Here is a 25,707-nt window from a genome sequence, read left to right as displayed (position 1 = left end):
GTCGGTCAAGGGATTTCGGTAACACCCGGCTGATCGCCATCGACACCGTCGGTGCGGTGGACGGACGGAGTGGTGGGTGTGAGGTACGGGATTCGGGGCCTCGTGGTCTCGTTGTCGGGTGTCGCGTTGGCGGTGGCGGGTTGCAGCGGGACCTCGGGGCAGCCTGTCGCCGGTAACACGACAGCGGTGTCCACTGTGTCCAGTTCGCAGCCGCAGAGCTGCGAGAGCCTGGTGGACGGCTACTTCGCCAAGCAGGCAGACGCGTTGGCCCAAGCCGCGAAGTCAGCCGAGAAGGACGCGCAGCGGGCGGACATCACACTGCCGCAAGACGACGAGCTCGACGCGGCACTGACCCGGTCCGGGTGCGCGGACGAACTCCCCCGCCTGGTGTGCGAGCGGTTGCCGAAGCTGTACGACGCCGCAGGTCTCACGTGGACTGACGAGGACACCAAGAGGTGCGGCCAGTGAAGCGCCTCGCCGCCCTGCTCGCGGGCGTGGTGACGCTGCTGTCACTCGTCGCCCCGGTGGCCGCCGCCCAGACCGTGCCGGACCAGTTCGACCTGCACCGCGGGCGGGTCTACCTGTTCTCGCCGCGGCCCGCGTGGCCGCTGAAGCCGAAGGCGGACGCGTCGCCGGCGTTCGAGTACTCGGACAAGTCGGACAACATGTACACCGACCAGGCCGGCGTGCCGTGGCGGCTGATGTCACCCTGCGAGTCCGCCTACCACCAGACGTCCGGCACCTTCGTGTCCCTTGTGGCCTGCAAGACCGGATACCTTGCCGACAACAAGAAGTTCGTCGCCCTGGACGACAGCGGCGGCTCCTTCGAGGCGATCCTGCAACCGGACAGTCCACACGGGACGGCGACCTACGACAAGGGCAACTGGCTCACCACCGGCGCCAAGGTCGGCACCTACAACTACGCCGACCCCCAACCCGGCTGCCTGCAGTGCCAGCTCGCGCACTACCTGCTCGACATGCGCCCGCACGACGACCGCGGCTACGCCCCCGCGCCGGACGAGGTGTGGCTCGACCCCACCGACCCCCTGCTGGACTGGAAAACCTACCGCAAGCGCTACCTGGAACAGGTCCAGCCCATCGTCGAGGGCAAGGTCAAGATCGGCCGCGGCGACGACGGCCGCGCCTACCGCCTCAGCACCGACGGCACCACCCTCACCGACCCCATCGACGCCGACCTCACCGCCGTCGCCCTCCGCGCCGCCGCCGCCATGGGCCAACACCCCCCGCTGCTCAAGGCCCCCGGTGCCGCCAAGCCGACCGTCCACACCGGATCGAGCCCCGCCTCCGGCACCTGGCACGGCCGATACCACTGCAGCCAGGGCGAAACCGGCCTCGACCTCACCATCGCCGGTGACGACCCCAAAGCCCTCACCGCGTCCTTCCGCTTCTACGCCCTCACCACCAACCCCACCGTCCCCACCGGCCGCTACCTGATGACCGGCGCCCTCACCACCCCCACCCTCACCCTCCACCACACCCGCTGGGTCGACGCACCCCCCGGCTACGTGATGGTCGACCTCAACGCCGTCATCACCGGCACCCACCTCACCGGCACCGTCACCGGCCCCGGCTGCACCGACATCACCCTCGACCGGACCTGAACCACGCAAAGCCCACGCACCGACCGCCCGGAAAAGGCGCTCCGGGTTCATCGACCCGGGTCAAGACCCCGTCTCGCGTGGTTGACGTTGGTCTGGGAGGATCACCGACGTGGACGAGTTGTCGTCGCGGTTGGTGCCGGACGAGTTGTGGCGGTTGGTGGAGCCGTTGATCCCGGGGTTCGCCGCTCGTCCACAGGGCGGCGGGACGGCGCCGTTGGACGATCGGGCGGTGTTCACCGCGATCGTGTTCATCCTGACCAGCGGGTGTGCGTGGCGGATGCTGCCACGCTCGTTCGGGGTCACCGTGCCCACCGCACATCGGCGGTTCACCGACTGGACCAAGGCCGGGTTGTGGACCCGGATCCACCACGCCGTCCTCGACCGCCTCGACGACCAAGGCCTCGTCGACTGGTCGCGAGTCGTGGTCGACGCCGCCGCGGTCCGGGCGCAAAAGGGCGATCGCTGACCGCCCGGTCGTCGAACGCACCCCCGCCTGGCTCACCACCGGCTACCGCCGACCCACCGCCCGCCGGGAACGCCACGCCGGCATCTCACCACCTCGCCTTCACCACCTTCGCCGCAGCCCTGACCTGCGCCAAGAAGCCGCCCACATGAGACAACCCATCAAGGAGCGGGATGAATGCCGATTGCCGACAGGCTGAATACAGGCTTGATGTCACCGTGATCTCACCTTGATCGGGGGCTTCTCGGGTTGGGCGGTAGGGGTTTTCCCACCGGGCGAACAACTCGTTACAGGGGTTCCTGCGGTGGTAGCGTGGGGTGAACTCGCTGTGGTGCCCGTGGTAGGGCGGGCGTGTGCCGCGAGCAGGACACCGGGGGAGATCAGATGTTGGAACTCCGCGAAATCGAGATCCTGTTATCCCTGCGCGAGCAGTTGCACTTCGGGCGGGCGGCCAAGCAGTTGCACATATCCCAGTCCCGGGTGAGCCAGACGCTGCGCAACGTGGAGCAGCGGATCGGGGGGCAACTGTTCGAGCGGACCAGCAGGCAGGTGCTGCTGACCAGCCTGGGTGACGAGTTCATCGGCCGGCTGGGGCCGCTCTACGAGGAGATGGGCTCGGTGTACGCCGAGGCGGTGGCGCGGGCGCGCAGGCCGGGGGGCACGGTGCGGCTCGGGTTCACCGGGGCGGCGGGCGGGCGCTACGTCGCCGACCTGCTGCGGATCTCCCGCACCAGCATGCCGAACTGCGAGATCACCCTGCACGAGGTGCCGTGCGGCGACCTGATCGGACCGCTGCAGCGCGGCGAGGTGGACGCGATGGTGGTGCGGCTGCCGATCGAGGAACCGGACCTGAGCACCGGCCCGGTGATCGCCCGCGAGGCGCGGCTGCTGGCGGTGCCGCCGGACCACGCGCTGGCCCGGCGGGCGTCGGTGTCGATCGAGGACGCCGCGAACGAGACGATGTTCGCCCTGCAGGAGACCGCCCCGGCGTACTGGCGCGATTTCCACCTGCCGACCCGCACCCCGTCCGGGCGCAGGCTGCGGCACGGCAGACGGGTGCGGACCTGCCAGGAGATCCTGTCGCTGGTGGCCGCAGGCGAGGGCGTGGCGCCGATGTCGGAATCGGTTGCTAGGTACTACGCGCAACCGGACGTCGCGTTCGTACCCGTGCACGACCTGCCCGCCGCACCGGTCGCACTGGTGTGGCGCACCTCGGAGTCCAACGCCCGAATCCACGCCGTGGTCGACTGCACGCGGCAGCTCGCGGAAGAACTCCCCCGCACCACGTCCACGTGGCGCCCGACACTCATGCCACTGGAGGCGGTGAGCTGAGCTCTCATCCCCTGACACAGCGGGTTCCCCTGGTCAGAGTGGGAGCCATGGCCCTGCCTCTCGTCCGGTTCGCTGGCGGGGAGGCCGACGTGTGCAGGCGTCGGGTCCGGCCAGGAGATAGACATCTCATTGAGAGTTCATCCAGCCGTTGAGGATCGGCGACCGCTCGCTCAACGAGCTCGGGTCGTCTCCTGCCCAGCGCGCGGCCGATGGCTTGGTATGTGGTCGACCTCGAGGAGGTTCCGTGCGCTACGGCGAGCATGTCGGCTTGCACCACGGCATCGCCTTCGCCCAGCGTCGGTCCGACGCAGGCCGCCTGCGCCGCCGGTGGGTGTCGTGATCGACCTGGCGCAGCAGCGCAAGGCGTCCTGACCGCAGGCCATCAGTAGGGTCGCGGCATGGCTGCGGACTACTACCAGGTCGTTACGACCACCGACACCCACGACGAAGCAGACAAGCTGGCAGGCGGCATCGTGGAGAACCGCCTCGGCGCGTGTGTACACGTCATCCCCATGACCAGCGTGTACCGCTGGCAGGGCAAGATCGAGAAGGACCAGGAGTTGCGGCTCGTGGTCAAGACAGCCGCCGACCGGCTCAACCCGCTGATCGACTACATCAAGACCAACCACAGCTACGACGTGCCACAGGTCGTCGCCACGGAAATCGTCGCAGGCACCGACGAATACCTGTCCTGGATTCGGGACGAGACCCGTTCCCGGTAGCTCGTTCCGGCATGGAGAAAGCGTCATTCGTCGCCCGGCCACCGGGGGTCGCGGCCCAGGAGGGCGAGGATCTGGTCCAGGTGGTCTCCGCTGTCGGTGGGTACGGCGGGTTGGAAGGTGGCTTCCGGTTGGCGTCGGTTCGGGCCGTCTGGAACCTCGTTGACGTAGGGCTGGACGGCGGACAGCAGCTCCGGGGTGAACTCCGGGCGACCGCCCAGTGCGGCGGCTACGTCCCAGGCGTGCACGACGCTGTCTACGAAGTGGAAGCCGATGGCCACCGACGCCGGGTAGGTGCCGCCGCCGCGGACGAGGGGGAGCCACAGGGGCTGGTCGAGGTCGACGGTGGCGAATGCGGTGGTGGCTCGGTGGGCGGACGCGGTGAACGTGGCGGCTGGGGTGTCGTCGAAGGGGTGGTCGGCCCAGTCGGACGCGGTGGTGTGCAGGCCCTCGGCGGCGCCGGCGAAACCGTGGTTGAGGCCGATCATGTGCTCCAGGAGGCGCCGGACTGTCCAGTCGGCGCACGGGGACGGCAGGTCGAGGTGGTGGGACCGGACGCGCGCCACGATCTGGTCGGTCACCTCAAGCGCGCGCCGGTCCCAGTCACGAACATCAGTCACTCGGGCACCTCCGCGGCCGGGGCGTCTCCCAGCCACCGGGCGTGGCCGCGGAACTCCGCCACCACCGTGCCACGTTCGTTGCGCAAGGTCACGTCGTACAGGCCGTCCCGCCCGGAACGGGTGCGTTCCACCGCCACCGCCGTGACCACCTCGGCGGGCCGGACCGGGCGCAGGAAGGCCACCTCGGCCGCGTGCGCGACGGCCCGTCCCCGGCTGTTGCAGGCGTAGGAGAACGCGACGTCGGCGAGCAGGAACAGGTAGCCGCCGTGGCCGATGCCGTGCACGTTGACCATGTCGTCGGTCAGCCGGAGCCGGGCGGTGGCCCGGCCGTCGCCGACCGCGGTGAGCTCGATGCCCAACGCCAGCGCGGTGCGGTCGCTGGCGTCGACCCCGGCGGTCACCGGGTGCCCGCGATCTCGGCGGCGGCCCGGCGACCGGAGCGGATGGCGCCCTCCATCAGGCCGAAGAACTCGGTGCTGGTCTCGGTGCCCGCCCAGTGGACCCGGCCGTGCGGCGTGGTCAGGGTGGGGCCGGTGGCGACCCAGTCGCCGGGGCCGAACAGGGCCGCGTAGCAGCCGCGGCTGTGCGGGTCGTTGAGCCAGTCGGTGCGGTGGTAGCCGATCGGGTCGGGCAGCGACGGGAACAGCCGCCGGGTCTGGGCCAGCACCCGCGCCCGCTGCCGGTCCGCCGTCAACGCGCCGAACCGCTTGGCCTCGGCGCCGGTGACGAACCCGGTCAGCACGCCGACCCCACCGGGCGGCGAGTCGTCCACTGTGGACAACAGCGGCCCGTCCGCGCTGACCGACCAGCCGGAGAGCCCTTCCGCGCGCCACAACGGCGACGGGTACACCAACTGCACCTTGATCGCGCACCCCGGCGCCACCCCCGAACCGGACCGGGCGGGCGGCGCGGGGTGGAACTCGATGGCGTCGGCCAGCAGCGGCGGGATCGCCACCACGACCGCCTCGGCGTCCCAGGTTCCGCCGTCGGTGGTCAAGACCACGCTCGCGTCGGTCTCCGCAATGGACCGCACGGTCTCCGACAGCCGCAACCGGTCGCCGAGCTTGGCGGCGAGCAACTCGCCGATCTGGTGAGCCCCACCGTCTACTCGGGACTCCTGGGCGCCGCCCTCGAAGGCGTTGAGGAACTGCAGGCCACCGCCGGACGCGAGGTAGAAACCCATGTGCAGCACGGAGATGTCGTCGGGGTCGGCGGCCATCATCTCGCCGAGGAACAGCGGGAAGAACAGCCGGGCGTCGGCGTGGCGCACGCTGCGCTCAACCCATTCGGTCACCGTCTCGGCGTCCAGCGCGGCCGCGTTCGCCGACTCCCACGGCGCGTCGGGGCGGATGGCGGCGGTGACCTCGTCGAGCAGGTCGAACAGCTCGCCCAACGCCACCGCGCTGACCGGCGGGAACCGCCCGTCGGTGGTCACCGGGTCGCCGTCGCGCAAGGAGAACCTGCTCTGCCCCTCGGTGCTGGTCGGGGTGGTGGCCAGGCCGAGCCGGGAGATGAGCGCCGTCAGCTCGGTGTGCCGGGACCCCAGGTAGGCGGCGCCCGCGTCGGCCCACTGCCCCGGTGCCACCTCGACGCCGTGCGTGCGGCCGCCGACCCGGTCCCTGGCCTCGAACACGACGACGTCGATGCCGAGCGCGGCCAACTCGGTGGCGGCGGTCAGGCCCGCGAGGCCCGCGCCCACGATCGCGACCGTCACGACAGCTCGACCTCGATCAGCTTGGCCAGCGCGCTCGGGGTCGGCGCGACCAGCAGGTCGCCGATGGTCAGTTCGGGGCCGAACTCGCGGGCGACCGCGCTGAGCACGCGGGTGGCTAAGAGCGAGTCACCACCGAGTTCGAAGAAGTCGGAGTCGGGGGTGACGTCGTCGGACCTGAGGACGCGGCTGAACGTGCGGATCATGCCGTCGACGACGAGGTCAGTGGACATGGTGTGCCTCCTTGGTTTCGGTCGCGTGCGGTTGGGACTGGGGCGCGTGCAATTGATGGGTGCGGCGCCGGTCGAGCTTGCCGCTGGCGGTGTGCGCCAACTCCGGCACCACGGTGACGCGAGCGGGGACGAGGTGGGCGGGACTGGTGGCGCGCAGGTGCCGCAGCAACTCGGCGCCCAGGTCGTCCCGGATCGGCGGGCGGGCGACCACGTAGGCCACGATCGAGGTGTGGTCGCCGATGCCGTGCCCGGTGACCGCGGCCGCCGCCACACCCGGGTGCGCGCACAGGGCGGCCTCGACCTCGCCGGGGCTGACCCGGATGCCGCGCACCTTCAGCTCGTCGTCGAGCCTGCCCTCGTGCAGCAGCACGCCGTCGGGCAGCGCGCGGACCCGGTCGCGGGTGTGGAAGTGGCGGCCGCCGTCCCGGTCGACGAACCGCTCGGCGGTGAGCTCCGGCAGGCCCGGGTAGCCGGTGGCCAGGGCCGGACCGCCGATGACGAGCTCGCCGTCGTCGCCGATCACCTGGACCACGTGCGGCAGCGGGCGGCCGATGGGGATCGGACCGCCCGCGCGCGCCGGGTCCGCCCGCGGTCCGAAGAGGTCGACGGCGTGGGTGACCAGGGTGGTCTCGGTGCAGCCGTAGGTGTTGACCAGCCGCACGCGCTCGGCGCCGGGCAGAGTGCGCCACGCGTCGAACCGGGCCTGCCGGGCGGCTTCCCCGCCGATGACGACCGTCCGCACGGATTCCGGCAGCGGGCGGGGACCGTCGTCGGTCAGGTCGACGACCAGCTCGTGCCAGAAGGCCGTGGGCAGGTCGAGGAGGGTAACGCCCTGGCGGTCGACCATCCGCAGGAACCGGGGGAACAGACCCGAGTACGCGTCGTCGTCGAACACCAGGGTCGCGCCGCGGGTGAGCGCGGGCAGGATCTCCTCGAAACAGGTGTCCCAGTTGAGCGACGCGAACTGCAGCACGCGGTCACCGGGACCGACGTCGAGCAGGTCGCCGAGTGAATCCACGGCGGCGGCGATGGCGGTCCGGGGGATGGCCACCGGTTTCGCCGCCGCCGTGGAACCCGAGGTGAACAGGATGTAGGCGGGTGTCTTGCCGGTCACCGACACCGGTTCGTCCAGGGAGGGCGCCCTGTCCGACAGCGTGGGACCGATCACCTCGCCACAGCCCGCCGCCCCGAGCATCGCGCCCCGCCGGGCGGCGGGGAAGGTCGGGTCGATCGGCACGTACGCCCGGCCCGCGGTGAGCACGCCGAGCAGGTTGGCCACGACGTCCACCGAGCGGCTGGTCAGGACGCCGACCGGGGTGGTCGGGCCTGCCAGCGGACCGGCGACCCGCCGGACCAGGTCGAGCAGTTCCGCGTAGCTGACCTGGCGGTCGTTGTCCCGCACCGCGATCAGATCCGGGTGGCGCCGGGCCGTGTCGAAGAACCGGGTGACGATGTCCGTGATATCCGTGATATCCATGGAATCGGTGGGGGAACTCATCTGGGTCTCCCTGTTGGTTCGGCCGACCGCGTGGGTGCCTGCCCGTCCACTGGGTGGTCGCGGCGGCCCAGGGTCGTCAGGCCGACGATGGCGGCGACCGCGAGGGCCATCACGACGAACCCGTAGACGGTCGTGGTGACGGCCAGGCCCTCGGACGCCACGGCCGCGCCCGCCGCGACGGCGGGCAGGCTGAAGCCGAGGTAGCAGGCGACGTACATCGCCGAGATCAGCCCGCCGCGCTCGGCCGGGGCGGCGAGCGGGCCGAGGGTCTGGAACGCGCCGAGGAACCCGGTGCCGAAGCCGTAGCCCGCGATGACCGCGCCCACGAAGAAACCCGGGATCGACGTCAGGTGCAGCGCGCCGAGGGTGATGCCGACGCCGACCAGGAACGCGCCGAAGCCCTGGGTCATCGTCGTCCGCGGCGCGCGGTGCCTGCGCAGGTACGCGCCGACCGAGCCCGCGCCGGTCAGCGCGGTGATCACCAGCGCGCCGACCAGCCGGTTCGGCGCGTGCAGCAGGGTCACCGCGATCGACGGCCCGAGCGACATGTACAGCCCGCCCAACGCCCACACCGCGAACAGCGACGGCGCCACAACCAGGAACAACGGCCTCAACCTCGTCGGGACCGCCAACCGCGGCGCCAGCGACGCCCAGGCACCGGGCCTGCGCGGTGATGTCTCCGGCAGACCCGGCACCAGGAGCGCGGCCACGACGAACACGACCAACAACAGCGCGTACACCAGTGTTGTCGGGTGCGGCGCGTACTCGACCAGCAGACCCGCGCCGATCGCGCCCAACGCCAGGCCGACGATCGGGGCCATGCTGTTGACCAGCGGGCCGAGCGCGGGCCGGTCCGCGGGCCGCAGGTCCAGCACGGCGGCACTGGTGGCCCCGGTCGCCGCGCCGGTGGCGAACCCCTGCACCGCGCGGGCGGCGATCAACCAGCCGACACCGTCCGCGCGCAGGAACAACACCATCGACAGGACCTGCAGCACCAGCGAGGCGAACAGCACCGGTCGCCGTCCGATGTGGTCGGACAGGCCGCCGACCAGCAGCAGCGCCACCAGCAGCACCAGCGCGTACACGGCGAACACCCAGGTGAGGGTGATCGACGAGAAGTGCCACGACGCCTGGTAGAGCGCATAGATGGGTGACGGGGCGCTGGAGGCGAACAGCAGCGCGCACTGCGTCGCGCCGACCACCCAGAACGCGACCGGCCTGGAGAGCGACTTCATCGGTTCCTTCGACTCCGCAATGGTTGGCTGTTGTCGGCCACGGCCACTCGCGCACCGTCCACACCGGAGGTGAACAGCGCGGCGAAGCGGGTGCGCAGGTGGCGCTTGAGGACCTTGCCGGTGGGGCCGAGCGGGAAGTCCTCGCCCGCGTCGAGCAGCACGAGCGCGCGGAGGGTGGCCAGACCGGCTGTGCTGAGCGCCTTGTTGGCCTGTTCCAACGCTTCCGTAGGCTCGATGTCCACAATGGTCTGCGCGACCGCGATCGGCACCGGACCGGTCGCGTCCTGGACGCCGACCACCGAGGCGTCGAGCACCCAACCGTCGCACTCGGCGATCACGACCTCCTCCAACTGCAACGTGTAGACCGGGCCCGCGCCGGTGTGGATCACGTCCACGGTGCGGTCGAGGTGGTAGAAGCGGCCGTCGGCGGTCCGCCGGGCCACGTCGCCGGTGAGCCAGTACCCGTTGAGCTCGAAGGTCGCGGTCAGCTCCGAGTCGTTCCAGTAACCCGGGGTGCGGCTCGGGGTCCGCACAGCCAGGTTGCCGACCTCGCCGTCGGGCAGCTCGTCACCCGCGTCGTCGAGCACGGCCGCCTTCTCCACCACGGCGACCGGGGCGCCGATCGCGCGGTCGTCACGCTCCGACTCGGGGGTGTGCACCTGGCCGAACAGCGCCATGCCCATCTCCGACGAACCGAGCCCGTCGATGAACCGCGAACCGGGCAGGCCCTGGCTGTCCGGAGCGCCCTGGGGGAGCAACCACGGCTGGATCAGGCCGGACGGGCGGGTGCCCAACCGCACGAGCTTGCGGATGTGGCCGTGGTGCGCGGAATCGCCGGTGTTGAACCAGGTGTGGACCTTGGCGGCGGCCGCCGTCGGGGCCTCGCCGGTGGCCAACTGCACGAAGGTGCGCGGGAAGGACGCCACCATGGTCGGCTGGAACGCCGCCATGACCGGCTCCACGGCCGCGCGGCGCCAGTCCGACATGGTCAACGTCGGAAGTCCGAGTAGGACAGTGGTGAGGAGGTAGCTCAGGCCGCCCGCGTGCGTGTGCGGCATCAGCGACAGCAGGCGGTCGTAGTCCTCGGCGGGGAAGCGCACCATGCGCGACTCCTTGCCGACCCAGAACTGCCGGTGCGCCACCATCGTCGACTTCGGAGTGCCGGTGGTGCCCGACGAGTGGATCAGCGCGACGATGTCGTCCGGCCCGTGCTGGAACGGGTATCCCTCAGGCAGCGAACCGGACTCCGGGTCGTGCCCGCGCACCTCGCCCGACCACACCAGGAACCGCGGCCGCGCCTGGCCCGGCCGGTATTCCGCCGCCAGCCTGCGCTGGTCGTCGGCGACCACACCGACCACGCCGACGTGGTCCAGGTAGCGCTTGGCGGTCGCGACCGGCATCGCGTCGTTGACCAGGGCCGCGATCGCCCCCAGCGCGGACAGCGCGAGGAAGTGGATGATCGGCTGCAGACCGTCCCGCACGACCACCGCCACCGGGTCGCCGACGCGCACACCGTTGGCGTGGTACCAACGGGCGTACTGGTCGCGCAAGGCTTCCAGGTCACGCAGGCTGTGCCCACGTAACTGCACCTGACCACGGGGATCGGTGCTGTGCGTGTAGACCAGCGGCAGGTCCGGGTTGGGGTTGTGCCGCAGGGCGTGGTCGAGGAAGTTGCCCGCGCCCAGGTCCGGGTCGGTCAGGAAACGCTCGCGGACCGCGAGCGGCGCGACGGGGCTGGTCTCACTCATGGTCACTCCTGCCGGTCGATGTGGTCACCAGGGCCGCCGCGCGCTCGCGCCACCAGTCCTGGCCTTCCTCGTCAAGGGTGTGGATCGGGTCGTAGTACTCGTACGTCCGCGCGAGGGCGTACGGGTCGTCGCGCTCCAGCGAGGTCAGGTAGTTCTTGGTCCAGTAGGAGATGCCGCGGGTGCGGTCGTAGCTGTCGACCTGGTGCACCCAGCGCTTGCCGACGAACGGCACGTCGCACACGATGCGCGGGGTGGCGAAACCCGGCAGGTAACCCATGATCGCGTGCTGCAGCGCCTGCACCTGGTGCAGCGGCAGCCGCCAGTGCTCGGCGTTCGGGATCATGTCGCACATGTAGAAGTAGTAGGGCAACACGCCCGCGCCATCGAGCAACGAGAAGCACAGGTCCAGCAACGCGTGCCCGGAATCGTTGACACCACGCATGAGCACACCCTGGTTGCGCACGTCGCGCACACCCAGTTCGAGCAGGGTGCGTGCCGCCTTGGCGTTGTGCGGGGTGACCTGCCGCGCGGAGTTCACATGCGTGTGCACCGCCAGGCTGACCCCGCGCTCGCGGGCGGTGGTCGCCAACTGCTCGACGGTGCGGCGGGCCTCATCGGTGAGCCAGTGCTGCGGGAGGTCCATCAGGGCCTTGGACGCCAACCGGATGTCGCGGATGTTGTCGATCTCCAGCAACGCGCCCACGAAGTCGGCCAACCGGCGCCACGGCACGTTCGCCACGTCACCGCCGGACACCACCACGTCGCGCACCGAGGGAGTGCGCCGCAGGTAGTCCAGCATCGCGTCGTAGCGATCGGACTGCTTCACGGTGAACTTCAGCTTCGGCACCTGCGGGGTGGAGTTACCCACCAGGTCCATCCGGGTGCAGTGCCCGCAGTACTGCGGGCAGGTCGCGACCAACTCCGCCAACACCTTCGTCGGATAGCGGTGGGTCAGGCCGTCCACGACCCACATGTCCGCCTCGTGCAACGAATCGCGGGAAGCGTGCGGGTGGCTGGGCCATTCGGTCATGCGGTCGGAGAACACCGGCAACATGTGCCTGCGCACCGGATCGGCGTACATCGCCTCAGCGTCGGGCACCTGCTCGGGCGCCATCATGTTGAGCACATACGGCGGCAACAACAACGACATCGTCGCCCGCTCGGCCTGGTCACGCGCCAGGTCACCGTAGAACGACTCGGGCAGCAGATCCCCGTACACCCCCCGCAACCCGACAACGGTCTTCACGCAGTGCGCACGCTGCCACTGCGGGTCGAACCAGTCCGCCGACCCGACGTCGCGCCATCCCGACAATCGAGTCCAGTCGGGCTCGACCAGTTCTTTCCGAACGTAGGAATAGGGCTGTTCCGACACACTTGCTCCCCATCGGTGCCGTGTGGAATGAGCCATGTCGCAGAAATCATCACGACCCCATCCGACCCCATCAAGGAGAAGTACCGAATCGACCGATTAGCCATCCTCATCGTTGCCGGTCACGGCAGCGACTGAGACGTCGGCCACCCCCATCCGGGCGGCAGTTATGTCGGCTGGTTATGTGCCGACCTGCCCGTCACTCGTTCCAGGCCTCGAATGGCTCGCCGGTGCGGCGTGCCTCCCGCAGCACCTGGCCGACCGCGCGCAGCATGTCGGCGTAGACGACGCTGCTGTAGTCCCCCAGGTCCCGCTCCGCCTGCTCGGCGGCCAGGTCCACCCCACCGGCGAACTCGGCGGCCAACCGCTCGACGAACTCGACGAGGCGGTCCAGCAGCTCGCCGGGCACCACCTTGGGCAGCGGGTCGGCGGGATCGGCGCTGCCCGACACCTCCGCCAGCAGCTCGCCGAGGCCCGCGTCGCGCGACCTGGCCTGGTCGACGATCAGGTACCAGTCCCACAGCGGCAGGTAGACCTCGCGGTCGAACGACCACCCCGGGTAGACCACCGGCAGCGGCGCGTCCTCGTCCCCCGGCGCCGAGAAGACCTGCATCGCCTGCACCACGTTCACCTCCTACAGCGGCGGCCGCATCAGCTTGACGATCTCGTCGATCAGCTCGACCTTGGTCGCCCGCAACCGGATGCCCCTGGCGTCCGGCTCATCCGGCGTCACCGCCTTGATGGTCACCGAGCCGACCGGGATCTTAGCCAGGTGGGCGGCTCGGAACTCGGCGAGCGACTGCGACCCGCCTGAATGCACGACCCGGACCCCGGCGACCGCGCCGTAGGCGGGTGAGTCGATGTTCAACCTGTCCCTGATGTACGCGACGATGGCGGCGGGCGGCCCGGTGGGCATCGTGTAGAAGTGCCCCAGCATCGTCCGGTCCCGCTTGAACTTCACGCTTCCGGGAGAAAACTTCGCCGAGATGACCTCGGTGACACCCTCCGCACCCAGGAGTACGAAGTCAAGCTCGTTCTGCTGACCGCCGATGGGCTGGCCTGCCGCGTCCACGAACTGGAGGTGCACGCCGCTGAGCAGGGTCAGCCCGGCTTCGGCGGCGAGCTCGCGCAGGCCGGGTGTGGCCGCCGACTCCACCGAGCGGCCCAGGGTGATCTTGGTGGCGCCGGTCTTGGCGTTGGGCAGCAGGTACTTGCGGGGGTCGGCGTTGAACGCGGCGACCTCGGCGGGCTTCTCCCGGATCTTGGCCGCGTACTCGTCGGCGACGGCCTGCATCTCGGCCAGCTCGGCCGCGTTGAACAGCGGGCCGGGACTTCCGTCGACCAACGGGTTGATGACCGCGCGCGGGTGGTAGCGGCCCACGTCGTCGCGCACGATGGCCAGGTCGGTGAGCCGGTACCTGCTCTTGATCGGGGCCAACCCGGCGGTCACGGACTCCACGGTGGCGCCCTGCGCCCGCATGAGACCGTGCACGTCGCGAACCGCCCCCGTCAGCCTGGCCTGGCGGTCGTCCTGCTCCCGCCCCTTCTTGCCGACGCCCCTGAGCCTGGCCCAGAGCTTCTTGGCGACCCCGGTGATCTTGTCGACGACCCAGTCGACGGCTTTCATCACCGGTTTGGCCAGGGACTGGACGATCTTCTTGACCTTGTCGGTGACGCCGGAGATGCCCGCGATGGCGGCGAGGGCGCCGATCAGGACGGGGATGGAGGCGGCCAGGGCGCCCTCGATGAGGGTGGGGACGCCGCCCGCGCCGCCGCCCGCGATGGCGATGACGGCGTCGAGGACGGCGTTGACGAACTGGATGATCTGGGCGCCCTGGGTGACGATGAAGGTCACGATATCGATGATCATCTTGACCGCGCGGACGAAGGCCGAGGCGGGGTTGAGCATCGAGACGAGCAGGGTGATGCCCGCGACGAGCACGGTGGGGATGAGGTATTCGGCGATTTTGCCGAACAGGGTGGCCTTGAGGTCGCTGACTTTGTCCTTGATGGACTCCCAGATTCCACCGATGCCCTCGGAACGGATTTTCTGGGCCACCGGCACGGCTTGTTCGGCGGCGGCCACGGCCGGTTCGGGAACACCCTTGGCGACGATCCGGCCGCGGATGGCGGCCCAGGTGAGGCCGAGGAGGGACGCGATCATCATCAGGATGCCGCGCAGGTCGAATTTCGCCGGGAGTTGCAGCCCCGCGCCGGACATCGCGCCGGTGAGCCAGCCGACCAGGCCCTTCTTGAGGTGTTCGCCGATGTTGCCGATGAACGCGCGCAGGCCCGCGCCGACGGCGGAGACGAGGTTGCCGAGAAAACCGATGGGGTCTTTGAGTATCTTCATGACCGCCGAGGCGGCCTTGGCGAGTATGCCGAGCAGCAGGTCTTTGAGCTGCAGGATGGCGTCAATGACACCCTTGATCGCGCCGATCGCCTTGGCGACCAAGCCCTTGTTCTTCTCCTTCTCGGCGGAGATTTCGGCGTCGACGGACTTGAGGGCTTCGTTGTACTTGGTGGCGAGGGCCTGGACGAGTTCGGTGCCCTTGGCGTCAACGGACTCGGTGAGTTCGTCGAACTTGCCCGCCAGGTCACCGGCCGCCTGTTTGCCGAGGGACTGCAGGTCGGCGGGCAGTTTCCGGACCTCGGCCTGCAACTGGTCACGACCGGTGGCGATGCGCGCCTTGGCCCGGCCCAGTTCGGCGCCGATGACGTCGGCGACGGTCGAAATCACACCGCGCATGCGGGTCACGTAGCCCTGCCGGGCGGTCACGAAGATCTGGTTGGCCTCGTCGGGCAGTCCGGCGAACTTGTCCTTGACCCAACGCAGCTTCCCGGTGAACCCGGAATAGCGCTTGTCCTTGTAGGCGTCCATCCGTTGCTTGTGCTCGGCGGTGAACGCGTCACGGGCGGTCTTCTCACCCGCGGTGAAGGTGTCGTCGACCTTCTTGTCCAATCCGGACAGAATGGCCTCGACGTCGGTTTTGGTCCCGTCGAACACTTTCTGCAGGGTCGCGGTGACTTGGGCGCGGCTGGCCTCGTCCTTGCCCTTGGTGCCCTGCTTCTCGGCGCTGACCGCCGTCCCCGCCCGCTGTCGCGCCCCGGATAGCCCCGCCATCGCCGCCACACCCTGTTGGGCCGCATGCGTTTTGGCCGCCGACAACGTTTGCGCCTCCTGCGCGCGGACTTGGCCGGGCGCGGTCGCGGCGTGCTGCTCGGTTTCCTTCTTGTCGGCCAGCGCGCCGGTGAACGCGGGCTCGTTGGACTTGGCCAACTGCTCGTCGGTGACCTCCGCGGTCGCCATTTCCTGGTCGACCTGCCTGGGTCCGGCGGAGAAATCCGTCGCCGCGTCGGGCGCTTTCTCCGGTATGGCTTTCGCGGCGTCCGGCGCGGCAGGTGTGGGTGGCGGCTGGTCGGGGCGCAGCGGGGTGACCGGTTTGTCCTTGGCCGCGGCGGTGTCCGGCGGCGCGTTGGTGGTTGACTCGATTGGCCCCGCCGAGGCCGCTTTCCCCGCGGTGACCTGTCCTTGGACCTGCCCCTTGACCGCGGCCGCCTTGCCCGACCCGCTGAACTTGTCCGCCTCTTCGAGGTTCTTCGGCGCCTGCGCGGCGATGGCGTCTTCAACGGCTTTCACGAACGCGGCTTTGTTGAACTCCCCCGGCTTGGCGGCGTTCATCTTCTCCGCATTGGCCGCCTTGCCCTGTGCGAGCTTGTCGTCCGGCGGCGCCACCGCGGCATCCTGCGAAGCCTTGGCCTCCGACGCGGCAGCCGGATGCGCCGCGACCTGCTTCTGCTTGCCCCGAACATCGGCCTCAACGGAGGCGAACCGCGGATCACCCTCCGCCTGCGGCCGCCCCCCAGGCGCCTCGACCAACCGCTGCACCGGCCGCGCCACCAACGACGCCGCCGCCCGATTCCCCACCGCCCGCTGCAACCCCCGCAGGTTCGCCACCGACAACCCGGCCACCCGCGGCACCCCACCCCGCGCCTTCACCCGACGCCCCATCCCACCACGCTGGGCGTCCGCCTCCCCCTTCTCCCCCGGCGCCTTCACTCTCCCCCAACCAGGCGGCGCCCGGCACCCAGCTCGCCCATATGCCCTCCCGGCGCGCTCGTCCCCAACCAGGCCCCCCCGACTGTCCCCGCGCCACACCACCCCGGTAACGCCCACACGTCCACCCATCCGGGCAATCCCCCCTGCCCCCTCACCGCCGCCACATCCGGCCACGCCGTGTCGTCGCCCTCCAGCTACACCTCAATGTTCGACGTGACGGGAAGCGAACCGCCGTGGTGACCGAAATCGGCATCCGCGATGCGTTCGGGTTGGCTGCTTTTCGCACGGACGCGCTATCGGGGCGCGCGGCCAGAGGGGATGTTCATGCGTAACGCTGTCGTCCCGTGCTCGCGTTACGAGGTGATCCTCGTTCCTTCGTCGGGTCTGGTGCAGGCCGCGGCCACATCGGGTAGGACCGGCGCATGCCTGGGAGTCGAGTGGGCACCGCCGGAATCGCGCCGACCGGTGAAGGGCTCGAACCGGAGGGTTCACCAGCCAAGCCGTCGAGTCGATTCGACGGCGGTCGCACCCGGCACCACTGGTCGTCCAGCTACCGATCGGACAGGAGGACAGGTTCGTCGACCGCATGGACGAGGCTTTGCGGCGGCGTGGGTTATCGGCGAAAGCGGTGGCGGAGCTGCATCCGGCCGCATTGGCAGGGTTCCGCGCGACGGCGACCGGTCTCCGCGCAAACCCTGCGGGCCGCACTCCGCAGGTGATGGCCTGGTTGTGCCGTTCGGTTCGGCCTACCGCGGCATCGAGCCGCTGCTCGACGCGGTCAACGCCTGCCTATTGTCTCTTGTGGACGTTCCGCCGGTGCGTGGAACAGGTGCGGCAGGCGAGTTCGAGTTGTGGTCCACTGTGGTCGGTGGCGCGGTACCCCGCGAGCACGTCCGGGTGGTCGGGATCGGCTGCCGGGACGCGCTCCCGCTCGCCGGCCACCCGGTGACCGGGCCTCCGCACCATCCTCACCGGCGACGTGATCCACCCGAAGGACTCGTCAGAACTGGCGTTCCGCGCGGCGGGCCGCTTCGGCCTCCGGCTGGAACCGGTCGTCGGGGGTGTCGTGCCCATCCGGAGGACACCGTCGGCACAGTGCTCGGCGACCTCCCGCGCCCCGGGCAAGGTCACGGCATCCTCCGTCCGCTCCACCGCTTGTCCACATCCCGCCTGTCCGCCCACAGCCCACGGCGCCAACCCCTGTCGATCTTGCCCAGCCGGTAGACTGGCCTCGGGGACGCCCCCCGGGAAGGGTGGGGGCCGCCCGTGACCCGTATGGGATGACGCGGCGGGTGTCAAGCTGCACCGCGGTGGTGACGGCGAAGTTCCTCTGTCCGAACCGTGCGGCTACGCGACCGAACCGTGCGGTTACGCGACCCGCTTGCGCGGCCGCGCCCAGGGCCGGGGCACATTCACCACCCGAACTGCCGGCTACGCGCCCGCGTCAGCAGCCGTCCTCGCCGGTTGGCCCGGTGATGGCCCGTCCTCCCAGGGGCGGGGGCGTCGCCCGGAGCTCACCCGATCGGAATCAGCAGGTGCCGCCTGCCGTGCCGCCGCGAGTTCGCCGCACCGGTCGGAACCGGGCGCTGGCGAACTTGGCAGCCCCCGAATCAAGCCTAGGGGGTGGTGACTGCGGCGGCGGACCTCAATGGCGTGGCTGTGGGTGGTCGAACGCGTTGTGGACAGGCTGTTGTGCATGGGTTATCCACAATGCAGGCGGCAGTCCCCAACTGGGCGCCGGGCACTCGTCGACCGTTCGTACTGTCGTTGACCTGCAGTTGGCTTGATTCGGGGGCTGCAGCGTGCGCTCGGCTGACACCGATGTGAACGAAACCGAGTCAGCCGTCGAATGGGGAGGGGGTTCCGGGGGTGCGGTACGGGAGTCGGAACGCGGCGGCGGATTCGTCGAGGTCGGTGATGGTGGAGAGGGTGCGTTCGAGGTCGCCGATGGTTTCGGGTGGGTGGCCCTGGAGGTGGGCGGGGAGTGGGGTGAAGTTCAGCGCGGTGACGTTGTTCCACGCGGTGGGGTGCTCGGGTGGGCTGAGTGGGGTGACCACAGGTCCGGCGCCGACGAAGCCGGAGTTCGGGGTCGGCGGTGAGATGGTGACGGCGGCCAGCTCGGCGAGCAGCGCGGGGACGGGGTGGTCGGCGGCGAGGGTCACGCGGGTGAGGAAGGCGCGGTCGACGTAGCGGCGAACGGCGTCGGCGACCAGTGGGGCAGCGGCGACGGCGAACTCGTCGGGTGGGCGCGGGTTGCTCCAGACCCCGGTGGGCGACGGTCCCCGTTGAGCGAGCCTGGTGAACTCCGCCGCGCGGGCCGCCAGGTGGGAGCGCAGGCCAGGACCGATCCGGTACGGCGCCAACCCGATCGACAGCATGGCCCGGAACGGGACAGCGGCGAGCGCCGACCACAGCGCGTCCCACGGTTGACGGCGGTACGCGAACGGGATCACCGCCGACAACCACGGGCTGACGGCGTCGTGGCGGGTGGCCCGCTGGACGGTGATCCGCTTCCGTATCTCGACGATGGAGGCGGCCGGGAACGGGTCGAGCACCGCGTGCGTCTCGGTCTTGTCGGCCACGGGCACGGCAGCGCCGCAGTGCGGGGGTACCGCCAGGCGGGACCGCAAGGACGTTACCCGGGCCTCGGCGGCGTCCCGGGACGAGGCCTGGGTGCGAACGACCAGGTAGGCGTCCAGAGTGGACGAACCGGTGGTCAGGTAGCGGATCTCCATGGCACTGTCGCCGAGCGTTTCCCACGCGGACCGGAGCCAGACCGAGTCATCAGGAGCGAGCGCTTCCCCTTCGTGGAAGTGGATTCCGCCATGGAGTTGGCCAACCTGCATGACCGTGGCCGCACTACCGGAGTGTTCGTTGTGGACAGCAGGCGCGTCTACCGGTGTCGAGCTTCCGGACAGCGCGCTGGGAACGACCTTGGCGACGGACCAAGCCCACCACTCGTCTCCCCCACCGGCGAAGACGACCCCGGTCATGCCTGCGGGCGCGGGGCGGTGGCGTAGGGAAGGCCCTCGATGTGCGGCATGCCGTTGGGGAACCCGTAGCCCTCGGAGATCCGACCATCTTCCACGGCGGTGTGCAGGGCCTCGCGGCACACCGAGTGGACGGCCTCGCGCATCGCCTTGAGGCGGTCGAGGTTGAGCAACCTGCCGACCTGGTCGAGGCGGTCGCCGCTGCTCTGGGCCCGGTAGTCGCGGTAGAGGTCGGAGCCGGAGCGAATCCGCCACATGCTCCAACCGAGGTAGAGGCTCGTGCCGTAGGCGAACACCGAGACGTAGACGTAGTGGATGCCGTCGACCAAGACCAGCCGGTTTCCGGTCACGTTGTAAGCACCCGCGGTGCGACGGGCGACGTAGTTCTGGATCGGCAACTGGCGGTCACGCAACCGCCCAGCAACGTGGCTGTACACCGAGTCCGCCGCAGCGGCTTTGCCCACCAGCAGGGTCGCCCATTCGCTGACCGGCTCCTTGCGCATGGTGGTGCCGATGAAGATGATCCACCGGATGAACCCCACCGCGACCGCCACGAACACACCGATCAGCAACCACGGCGTGCCCGAACTCGACGACGACCGCGACGACGACCCGCCGACACCCGACAGCATGCTGATGAACAGGAACAGCAACACCGTGCCGATCACCAGCCACACGGTCTGCCGCACCGCCGACCGGGCCAACTCGACCCCGGCCGAGTCGTCGAGCAGCAGGTCGATCCGCTCGTGCCGCAGTGTCTCAGCGAGGTAGACGGCGTCCCCGTCGTCGTTCCCCAACGGCAGATCGGGCACAGTCGACATGCACATCCTCCCAGCGGCGGCCGGTGTCCTCCGGTGGCCACAGAACGTACCGCACCGCGCCAACGAGATACGGCCAGGTCTGGTCAATGTCCACGAAATGTCCACCGGCCGAACAGATTCCGTGAGCCGGACTCACTTGTCTTCGCCGGAACCCACCATCCACTTTGGACAACAAGCGGTCTCTCGGGTTCAGAGCTTGCCGTGGGCGGTGTAGGCGGTGGGGTCGGATTCGGTGAGGCATTCGATGCGGGTGGGGCGTTCGACGGTGGGGAGCGTGGTGCAGTGTTCGCGGACTTGGGCGGGGGTGGTGTCGCCGATGACGCGGGCTACCAGGTGGTCGGGGCCGTCGGGGGTGTGGCGGACGAGGACGCGGACGTCGACGACGCCGGGGAGGTCGAGGAGGTGGCGTTCGATGCGGCGGGGGTAGATGGTGACGCCGTGTAGTTTCTCGCCGCCGTCGACGCGGCCGTCGAGGTAGAGGTTGCCGTTGGGGTCGAAGTGGCCGTAGTCGGTGCCGGTGACGATGTCGCCGACGGGTTCCGGTGGAGTGCCGGGGGTCCAGCGGTAGCGCATGCAGTCGGGGCCGGTGGTGGCGACGCGGCCGATGCCGCCCGCGTCGGTGTCGGTGAGCCAGACGGGTTTGCCGGGGAGGGGTTTGCCGACGTGGCGGTGCGCGCCGGGGTCGCGGTCGAGGGAGATGGCGCCGGTCTCGGCGGTGCCGTAGATGTTGGCGAGAGTGACGTCGCGAAAACGGGAACGGATCGTGTCGACGCGTTGCTGGGTGACGTACCCGGCGCCCATGATCACGGCGGCGCGGGACATGTCGGCCTGCTCGCCGATGCTGAGGCTGCCAGCCGCCGTCACCGCCGGAACGGCTTGGCACACAACGTAACCCCGCCGCGCGGCCTCCACCACTGGACGCCAATCGTGGGCAGGGAAAACAACGAGGTCGCGGCGGAAGAACAAGGCGGGAAGCACGGCCATGAAGAACGCGGCGGAAAACTGCAGGGGCAGGCAGGTGGCCAAGGTCGCGCCGTCGAAAATCGGGCGGAAGACGGCGGCGTCGTAGTGCAGCGCGACAGCTTCCAACGTGTCCGCGTGGCCGATCGGCAGCTTCGGCGCACCTGAGCTGCCGGACGTCATGATCCCCCACAGTGGACGGTCAACTGCCCCTTCCCAAGGCACGGCGTGCAAGGCGGGACCGAGTTGCCGCGTCTCTCCTGTGAACACCTTCGGCGCCGCCCACAACAACACCGTGTCCGGCACTTTGGCCACGGTGAAGAAAGCGGTCAACGCCTCGACCGGGGACGTCGGGTCGACCAGATAGGCGTTGCCCGGCCGCACATCCGCGTCCAGGCCCCGCACCAACTCCGACCACGGGGTGAATCCGCCACCCACGTGAATCCCGCCGGACCCCTCACTCAGGAACCCGTCGAAGAGTGCTCGACCCATCGCAACCAACCCCCAATCGTCTTCGGTACCTGGTCCGCCTGGCCGGCCTCATAACCCTTGCCCACCAACAAAGCCAGCACGGTCGTGTTCTCCAGCGAGTCCAACTCCCGCTCGTGGTCCGTCTCCTGCAACGCGCGTTCCAGGTCCTGCCGCAACTCAGGCGTTGACATGGACGACCTCCCAGAAATCGGTCACGGCGGCGGCGAATTCCTCGGGGCGGTCCTGGCCGGGGATATGGCCGCCACCCTCGATCACCCGGCCGTGAGCGGGCGAGCCCCAGGTCTCGGCACGCAGGGCCGCTTCGCGCTCGCCGGACTTGGCGGAACCGTTGGCGATGAGCAGGGGCATGGGGAGCCCGCGCAGAAGCGTTTCAGTGACGGCGTAGTGCGTGTCACAGCGGGCGATGGCATCGGTGCGGAAGGCGGTGAAGGTGTCGCGCCAGCGGGGGCCGTGCAGGCGGTGGTAAGCGGCGGCGACGTCGGGGCGGTTGTCAGCGAGGGCGGAAAAGGAGCTCAGCCAGCCGATGAAGACGTCGGCGGGAACGTCGAGGACGACACCGGTGAGGACGAGGCTGCGGACCAGGTCGGGTCTGGTCGAGGCGACCCGGGCCGCGACCGGGCTGCCCAGGTACGAGGCGGCGACGAGGTCAGCGGGGCCGAACTTGGTCAGCAGAGCGATGAGGTAGCGCTCCAACAGGTCGGCGTACGGATCTTGGGCGTCGACCTCGGAGCGGCCGTGGCCGGGGAGGTCGGGGGCGAGGACGCGGCGGTGCTTGCCCCAGGCGGCGATCTGGTGACCGAAGTGACCGCGAGCCGTCTCCATGAATCCGTGCAGCACGACGACGGGAATCATCCGAGCCTCCTGAGGACATCGGCGAGGACCGGCATCTCCGCGATCTCAGCAGCGACCTTGCGCGCGGCACCCGCCGGATCATCCCCTTCGGACACAACCACGCCCGCTCGGGCGCACAAGTCGGCCATGCGCTGCTCATCCGCGTATCGCGGCGTCAACACCAACGGCACACCACCGGCCAACGCGGCGAACACGATGTCCGGTTCTCCATGCGCCTCAACGACATCGTAGTCTATTATGGACTTGACGAGTGGCCGCAACAGGAGACGACGAGGCCACCAAGACACGTCATCAACGGCCAGACTGGGCGGGCACACATCAAAGTAGACAGACCGGCGCAGCACGGCGAGGACATCCGGCAGCCCGCGCTCCGCGTACAGGGGAGCGAGGACCGGCGCCATCAATTCCTGCACCCGTGGCGACGTGGCCGGGGCGCCGGAATACGCTGCTCCCTTCGCGCCGATCAGCGGCGCGACCAGGTCGCACGGGTCGTGCACCACCAGGTCCGGCGGCCACTCGGCGACCCGCTCGTCCAGCCGCGCGATCAGGTCACGGGCATCCTCAAGCGCCGCGTCAATCCCGTTGCCCGCCGAAATGAACCCCTGCCCGAGCTGCCACACCGGCACCCCAGACGCGGCAACACCCCGACCTGCGATCACAACCTCGTGCCCGGCCTCCTGTGCCGCAAGGGCAAGCGCCAGCCGTGGATCGCCGGTGAGCGGGTGAGCGGTGACCAGGACGCGCATCAGGCGTTCCCCAGCCAGTCGACCCAGCCTGCGATGGTGGCCGGGTAGTCGGTCAGCTCACCCTGGCCGACCGCGACCCCCCGGCTGTCCAGATGAGCGAGGACGGCAAGGGTTTCCATCGAGTCGAGCAGTCGACCGTCATCGGGCTCCTGCAACAGCTCGCACAGCTCCTGCCGGACCGTGTCGCTGGTCAGCGGCTCGGGGCGGAGCCAGAATCCGCGCAGGACCTTGGCGAACACCTCCGGGTTGTCCCGCCCCGGCACGTGCCCGGCATCGGGGATCACCGTGCCGCGCACCTTCGGTCCGACCCCGGCGGCGGTCAGCGCGGCCTGCTTCTCCACGGTCCGCTGGTCCCCGTTCGCCACCAGAACCGGGATGTCGAGTTCTCGGAGCATCGAGGAGGTCACCATGACCCGACCTGGGTAGTCGTCCTCGATATCGCGCTGCACACAGGCAAGGGTTTGCTTCCAGCGCGGGCCGTGCAGGTGTTCGTAGCTCTCACGCAGCAACGGTGTGCGGTCGGCCAGCCACTCCAACCGGTCGAAACCCTGGTTCCAACCGTCGAAAACGGACTTCGACACATCCGGCGCGAACCCGTTCACCGTCAGTGACAACGCGTCCGACGGCCTGCGCGACAGGCACCGCACCGCCACCGGCACACCGACGTACGACGCCGCGACCACGTGGCCGGGTCCGAAGCGATCCACCACAGCGGACAGGTAGCTCACGGCCTGTGCGTAGAACGGTGAGACGGCGTCGACCCGGCAGTTGCCGTGGCCCGGCAGGTCGACGGCGATGATCCGGTGGTCGGTACGCCACAGCGGGATCTGCTTGGCGTAGTGGCTGTGCCCGGTCTCCAACATTCCGTGCACGAGGTACACGGTTGGTTTGCCGCTCATACCGGCCGCCCCACTGGCGCACGAAGACCCAGGTATCCCAGATATGCCTCGTGCATCGGTGTAACGCCCATCCGGTTGTTGTGCGTGTGCAGGTAGTTGAGCAGCAACAACCGTCTGCGTTGGACATCCGGCTCCCGCGCGCCGAGCCGACCCCACGCGTCCGCCACTGCTTCCGCCCAGCGGTGGGCAAGCGGTCCAACCGGGCTGCGTTCGACGACCTGCGTCACCGCGGCCGCGTTCGCCTCGAACTGCCCCGCCCAGCCGGACTGCTCAGGCGCGTACGAAGACCAGAACCGGTGATATCCCGCAAGGAATTCTGAAGTGTCCTCTTCAGACACCTTGATTCCAGCCAACAGCATGTCCAACGCGACGACAATGCGGCTGCGGGGGTTCTCGCGGAACGCCCGCACCGCGTCGAGCGCGATCAAGCTACTGGTGTGGAACAGCTCTTCCGCGATCGCCACACCTTCCGGGCCGCTGTACTTGGCGTATTCCGGCTCGTATGGTTCTTCTCGCACGGTGTCCTGCGGAACCAGGGGAATGGGATCGCTGTCTTCCAGCCTGGCCAGTTCCCGTTGCGCGGCATCAGCCCCCGGGCTCTCCACGCGAGGTAGGGCGGGATGGCGGCTCACGTGCTCCAACACAGCGGCCCGCAAAGGTTCAAACGACTCGGGTGGCACCCGCAGGCGCAAGTGCGGGCCGCCGCGCCAATAGCGCAGGTAGAAGAACCGGGCCAGATGCGGGCCGAGCACGTCGAGGAGGAGGTCGTCCTGGCCGTGCCAGCGATAGACATGCACTGAACGCCACTCAGCCACGGCACACCCCTGCGGTCAAGCGGTAGGGAAACGCTGTCGCCGTAGTCGTGTGTGGACCTCGGCGGAGAACCAGATCACCCGGAACAAGGTCGGCCTCAAGCAAAGCGGAGACAACGGCGGTGATCTGAGTGCGGGCGAAAGCGACGCCGAGGCAGTGGTAGGCGCCGAGGCCGAACGACAATCCGGGAGTCTCACGGCCGGGGTTGAAATCGCCGAGGTCCCGGTTCGCGGCGGCGATGTCGATGGTGACCCATTCGCCCCGATCGACGGGGACGCCGAGGCAGTGGCAGGCCCTGGTGGCGATCCGGTGCACCCGGGGAAACGGGGGTGCGCAGCGGAGGGCTTCGTCGGCGATTCGGTCGAGCGGCCACCGGTCTAGTGGCTCGACCCAGGGGGTTGGTTGGGTATCGGCCTGTCCACGGCGTTCCTGGCAAGGCGCCGCAACGGCCTCGTACTGGACGTACTTGGTCGTTTCGGCAACGCGGCCAGGGACGTCGTGGGCAGGTCGAGACCCGGCCAACC

At 69.6% G+C, this 25,707-nt stretch carries 23 protein-coding genes and 1 pseudogene; 6 read left to right on the top strand and 18 right to left on the bottom strand.

Annotated features, from left to right (window positions below; genetic code table 11):
* Positions 1-78 precede the first annotated feature (78 nt).
* The 5 genes and pseudogenes from H504_RS0106355 to cutA all read left to right on the top strand — a co-directional run bounded on the left by H504_RS0106355 (position 79) and on the right by cutA (position 4,139).
* The gene (locus H504_RS0106355; RefSeq protein ID WP_157440240.1) at positions 79-468 is read left to right on the top strand and encodes a hypothetical protein; all 390 of its coding nucleotides are present in this window, start codon (positions 79-81) and stop codon (positions 466-468) included.
* Positions 465-1,622, top strand: a complete 1,158-nt coding sequence (locus H504_RS38455) for a hypothetical protein (RefSeq protein WP_051385553.1) — start codon at positions 465-467, stop codon at positions 1,620-1,622. Before H504_RS0106355 ends, H504_RS38455 begins: the two co-directional genes overlap by 4 nt.
* Before the next feature lie 109 nt (positions 1,623-1,731).
* A pseudogene (locus tag H504_RS0106345) lies at positions 1,732-2,079 on the top strand (transposase); the annotation flags it as partial.
* A gap of 390 nt (positions 2,080-2,469) precedes the next feature.
* Complete coding sequence (locus H504_RS33610) at positions 2,470-3,417, top strand: LysR family transcriptional regulator (RefSeq protein WP_051385552.1); 948 nt, start codon at positions 2,470-2,472, stop codon at positions 3,415-3,417.
* Positions 3,418-3,815: 398 nt separating this feature from the next.
* On the top strand, positions 3,816-4,139 hold the full coding sequence (gene cutA / locus H504_RS0106330; RefSeq protein ID WP_026422090.1) for a divalent-cation tolerance protein CutA: 324 nt from the start codon (positions 3,816-3,818) through the stop codon (positions 4,137-4,139).
* 23 nt (positions 4,140-4,162) lie between these two features.
* Here cutA and H504_RS0106325 read toward each other — a convergent pair whose 3' ends face one another.
* The 18 genes from H504_RS0106325 to H504_RS0106235 all read right to left on the bottom strand — a co-directional run bounded on the left by H504_RS0106325 (position 4,163) and on the right by H504_RS0106235 (position 25,185).
* Positions 4,163-4,756 (bottom strand): TIGR03086 family metal-binding protein, encoded by a 594-nt coding sequence (locus tag H504_RS0106325; RefSeq protein ID WP_026422089.1) that lies wholly within the window; start codon positions 4,754-4,756, stop codon positions 4,163-4,165.
* Positions 4,753-5,157: a hydroxyphenylacetyl-CoA thioesterase PaaI gene (paaI, locus tag H504_RS33605; RefSeq protein ID WP_035303414.1), complete on the bottom strand. Its 405-nt coding sequence runs from the start codon at positions 5,155-5,157 to the stop codon at positions 4,753-4,755. The genes H504_RS0106325 and paaI overlap by 4 nt, the downstream gene beginning before the upstream one ends.
* Entirely contained in the window at positions 5,154-6,470 is a 1,317-nt protein-coding gene (locus tag H504_RS0106315) for a flavin monoamine oxidase family protein (RefSeq protein WP_026422088.1), read from the bottom strand. Before H504_RS0106315 ends, paaI begins: the two co-directional genes overlap by 4 nt.
* Complete coding sequence (locus H504_RS0106310; RefSeq protein ID WP_026422087.1) at positions 6,467-6,700, bottom strand: phosphopantetheine-binding protein; 234 nt, start codon at positions 6,698-6,700, stop codon at positions 6,467-6,469. The genes H504_RS0106315 and H504_RS0106310 overlap by 4 nt, the downstream gene beginning before the upstream one ends.
* On the bottom strand, positions 6,690-8,198 hold the full coding sequence (locus tag H504_RS33600; RefSeq protein WP_051385551.1) for an amino acid adenylation domain-containing protein: 1,509 nt from the start codon (positions 8,196-8,198) through the stop codon (positions 6,690-6,692). Before H504_RS33600 ends, H504_RS0106310 begins: the two co-directional genes overlap by 11 nt.
* The gene (locus tag H504_RS33595; RefSeq protein WP_035303412.1) at positions 8,195-9,433 is read right to left on the bottom strand and encodes an MFS transporter; all 1,239 of its coding nucleotides are present in this window, start codon (positions 9,431-9,433) and stop codon (positions 8,195-8,197) included. Before H504_RS33595 ends, H504_RS33600 begins: the two co-directional genes overlap by 4 nt.
* Entirely contained in the window at positions 9,430-11,181 is a 1,752-nt protein-coding gene (locus H504_RS33590; protein WP_051385550.1) for a class I adenylate-forming enzyme family protein, read from the bottom strand. The genes H504_RS33595 and H504_RS33590 overlap by 4 nt, the downstream gene beginning before the upstream one ends.
* Positions 11,174-12,589 carry a KamA family radical SAM protein gene (locus H504_RS33585; RefSeq protein WP_051385549.1) on the bottom strand — a complete coding sequence of 472 codons (1,416 nt, stop codon included), beginning with the start codon at positions 12,587-12,589 and terminating at the stop codon, positions 11,174-11,176. Before H504_RS33585 ends, H504_RS33590 begins: the two co-directional genes overlap by 8 nt.
* Before the next feature lie 160 nt (positions 12,590-12,749).
* Positions 12,750-13,181, bottom strand: coding sequence for a hypothetical protein (locus H504_RS0106285; protein WP_035303411.1), 432 nt, complete (start codon positions 13,179-13,181; stop codon positions 12,750-12,752).
* Positions 13,182-13,184: 3 nt separating this feature from the next.
* On the bottom strand, positions 13,185-16,562 hold the full coding sequence (locus tag H504_RS33580; protein WP_157440239.1) for a phage tail protein: 3,378 nt from the start codon (positions 16,560-16,562) through the stop codon (positions 13,185-13,187).
* Positions 16,563-18,448: 1,886 nt separating this feature from the next.
* Positions 18,449-19,603: a hypothetical protein gene (locus tag H504_RS0106270; protein WP_157440238.1), complete on the bottom strand. Its 1,155-nt coding sequence runs from the start codon at positions 19,601-19,603 to the stop codon at positions 18,449-18,451.
* Complete coding sequence (locus tag H504_RS0106265) at positions 19,600-20,421, bottom strand: hypothetical protein (RefSeq protein WP_026422083.1); 822 nt, start codon at positions 20,419-20,421, stop codon at positions 19,600-19,602. Before H504_RS0106265 ends, H504_RS0106270 begins: the two co-directional genes overlap by 4 nt.
* Before the next feature lie 189 nt (positions 20,422-20,610).
* Entirely contained in the window at positions 20,611-21,873 is a 1,263-nt protein-coding gene (locus tag H504_RS0106260) for an AMP-binding protein (protein ID WP_084467420.1), read from the bottom strand.
* The gene (locus tag H504_RS0106255) at positions 21,843-22,043 is read right to left on the bottom strand and encodes a hypothetical protein (RefSeq protein ID WP_026422081.1); all 201 of its coding nucleotides are present in this window, start codon (positions 22,041-22,043) and stop codon (positions 21,843-21,845) included. The genes H504_RS0106260 and H504_RS0106255 overlap by 31 nt, the downstream gene beginning before the upstream one ends.
* Positions 22,030-22,725 carry an alpha/beta fold hydrolase gene (locus H504_RS38450; RefSeq protein WP_026422080.1) on the bottom strand — a complete coding sequence of 232 codons (696 nt, stop codon included), beginning with the start codon at positions 22,723-22,725 and terminating at the stop codon, positions 22,030-22,032. The genes H504_RS0106255 and H504_RS38450 overlap by 14 nt, the downstream gene beginning before the upstream one ends.
* Positions 22,722-23,471 (bottom strand): hypothetical protein, encoded by a 750-nt coding sequence (locus H504_RS0106245; RefSeq protein ID WP_026422079.1) that lies wholly within the window; start codon positions 23,469-23,471, stop codon positions 22,722-22,724. Before H504_RS0106245 ends, H504_RS38450 begins: the two co-directional genes overlap by 4 nt.
* A complete protein-coding gene (locus H504_RS0106240) occupies positions 23,471-24,370 on the bottom strand; it encodes an alpha/beta fold hydrolase (RefSeq protein ID WP_026422078.1) in 900 nt (299 codons plus the stop codon). The genes H504_RS0106245 and H504_RS0106240 overlap by 1 nt, the downstream gene beginning before the upstream one ends.
* Positions 24,367-25,185 (bottom strand): lantibiotic dehydratase C-terminal domain-containing protein, encoded by an 819-nt coding sequence (locus H504_RS0106235; protein ID WP_084467419.1) that lies wholly within the window; start codon positions 25,183-25,185, stop codon positions 24,367-24,369. Before H504_RS0106235 ends, H504_RS0106240 begins: the two co-directional genes overlap by 4 nt.
* Before the next feature lie 49 nt (positions 25,186-25,234).
* Between H504_RS0106235 and H504_RS0106230 the strand changes: the two genes are divergently transcribed.
* Complete coding sequence (locus tag H504_RS0106230) at positions 25,235-25,564, top strand: hypothetical protein (RefSeq protein ID WP_026422076.1); 330 nt, start codon at positions 25,235-25,237, stop codon at positions 25,562-25,564.
* Positions 25,565-25,707 lie beyond the last annotated feature (143 nt).

It is taken from the genome of Actinokineospora inagensis DSM 44258, assembly GCF_000482865.1.
In the GTDB taxonomy this organism is placed as follows: domain Bacteria; phylum Actinomycetota; class Actinomycetes; order Mycobacteriales; family Pseudonocardiaceae; genus Actinokineospora; species Actinokineospora inagensis.
The sequence above is the reverse complement of the archived record's forward strand: the minus strand, read 5'-3'. Positions and strand labels throughout refer to the sequence as shown.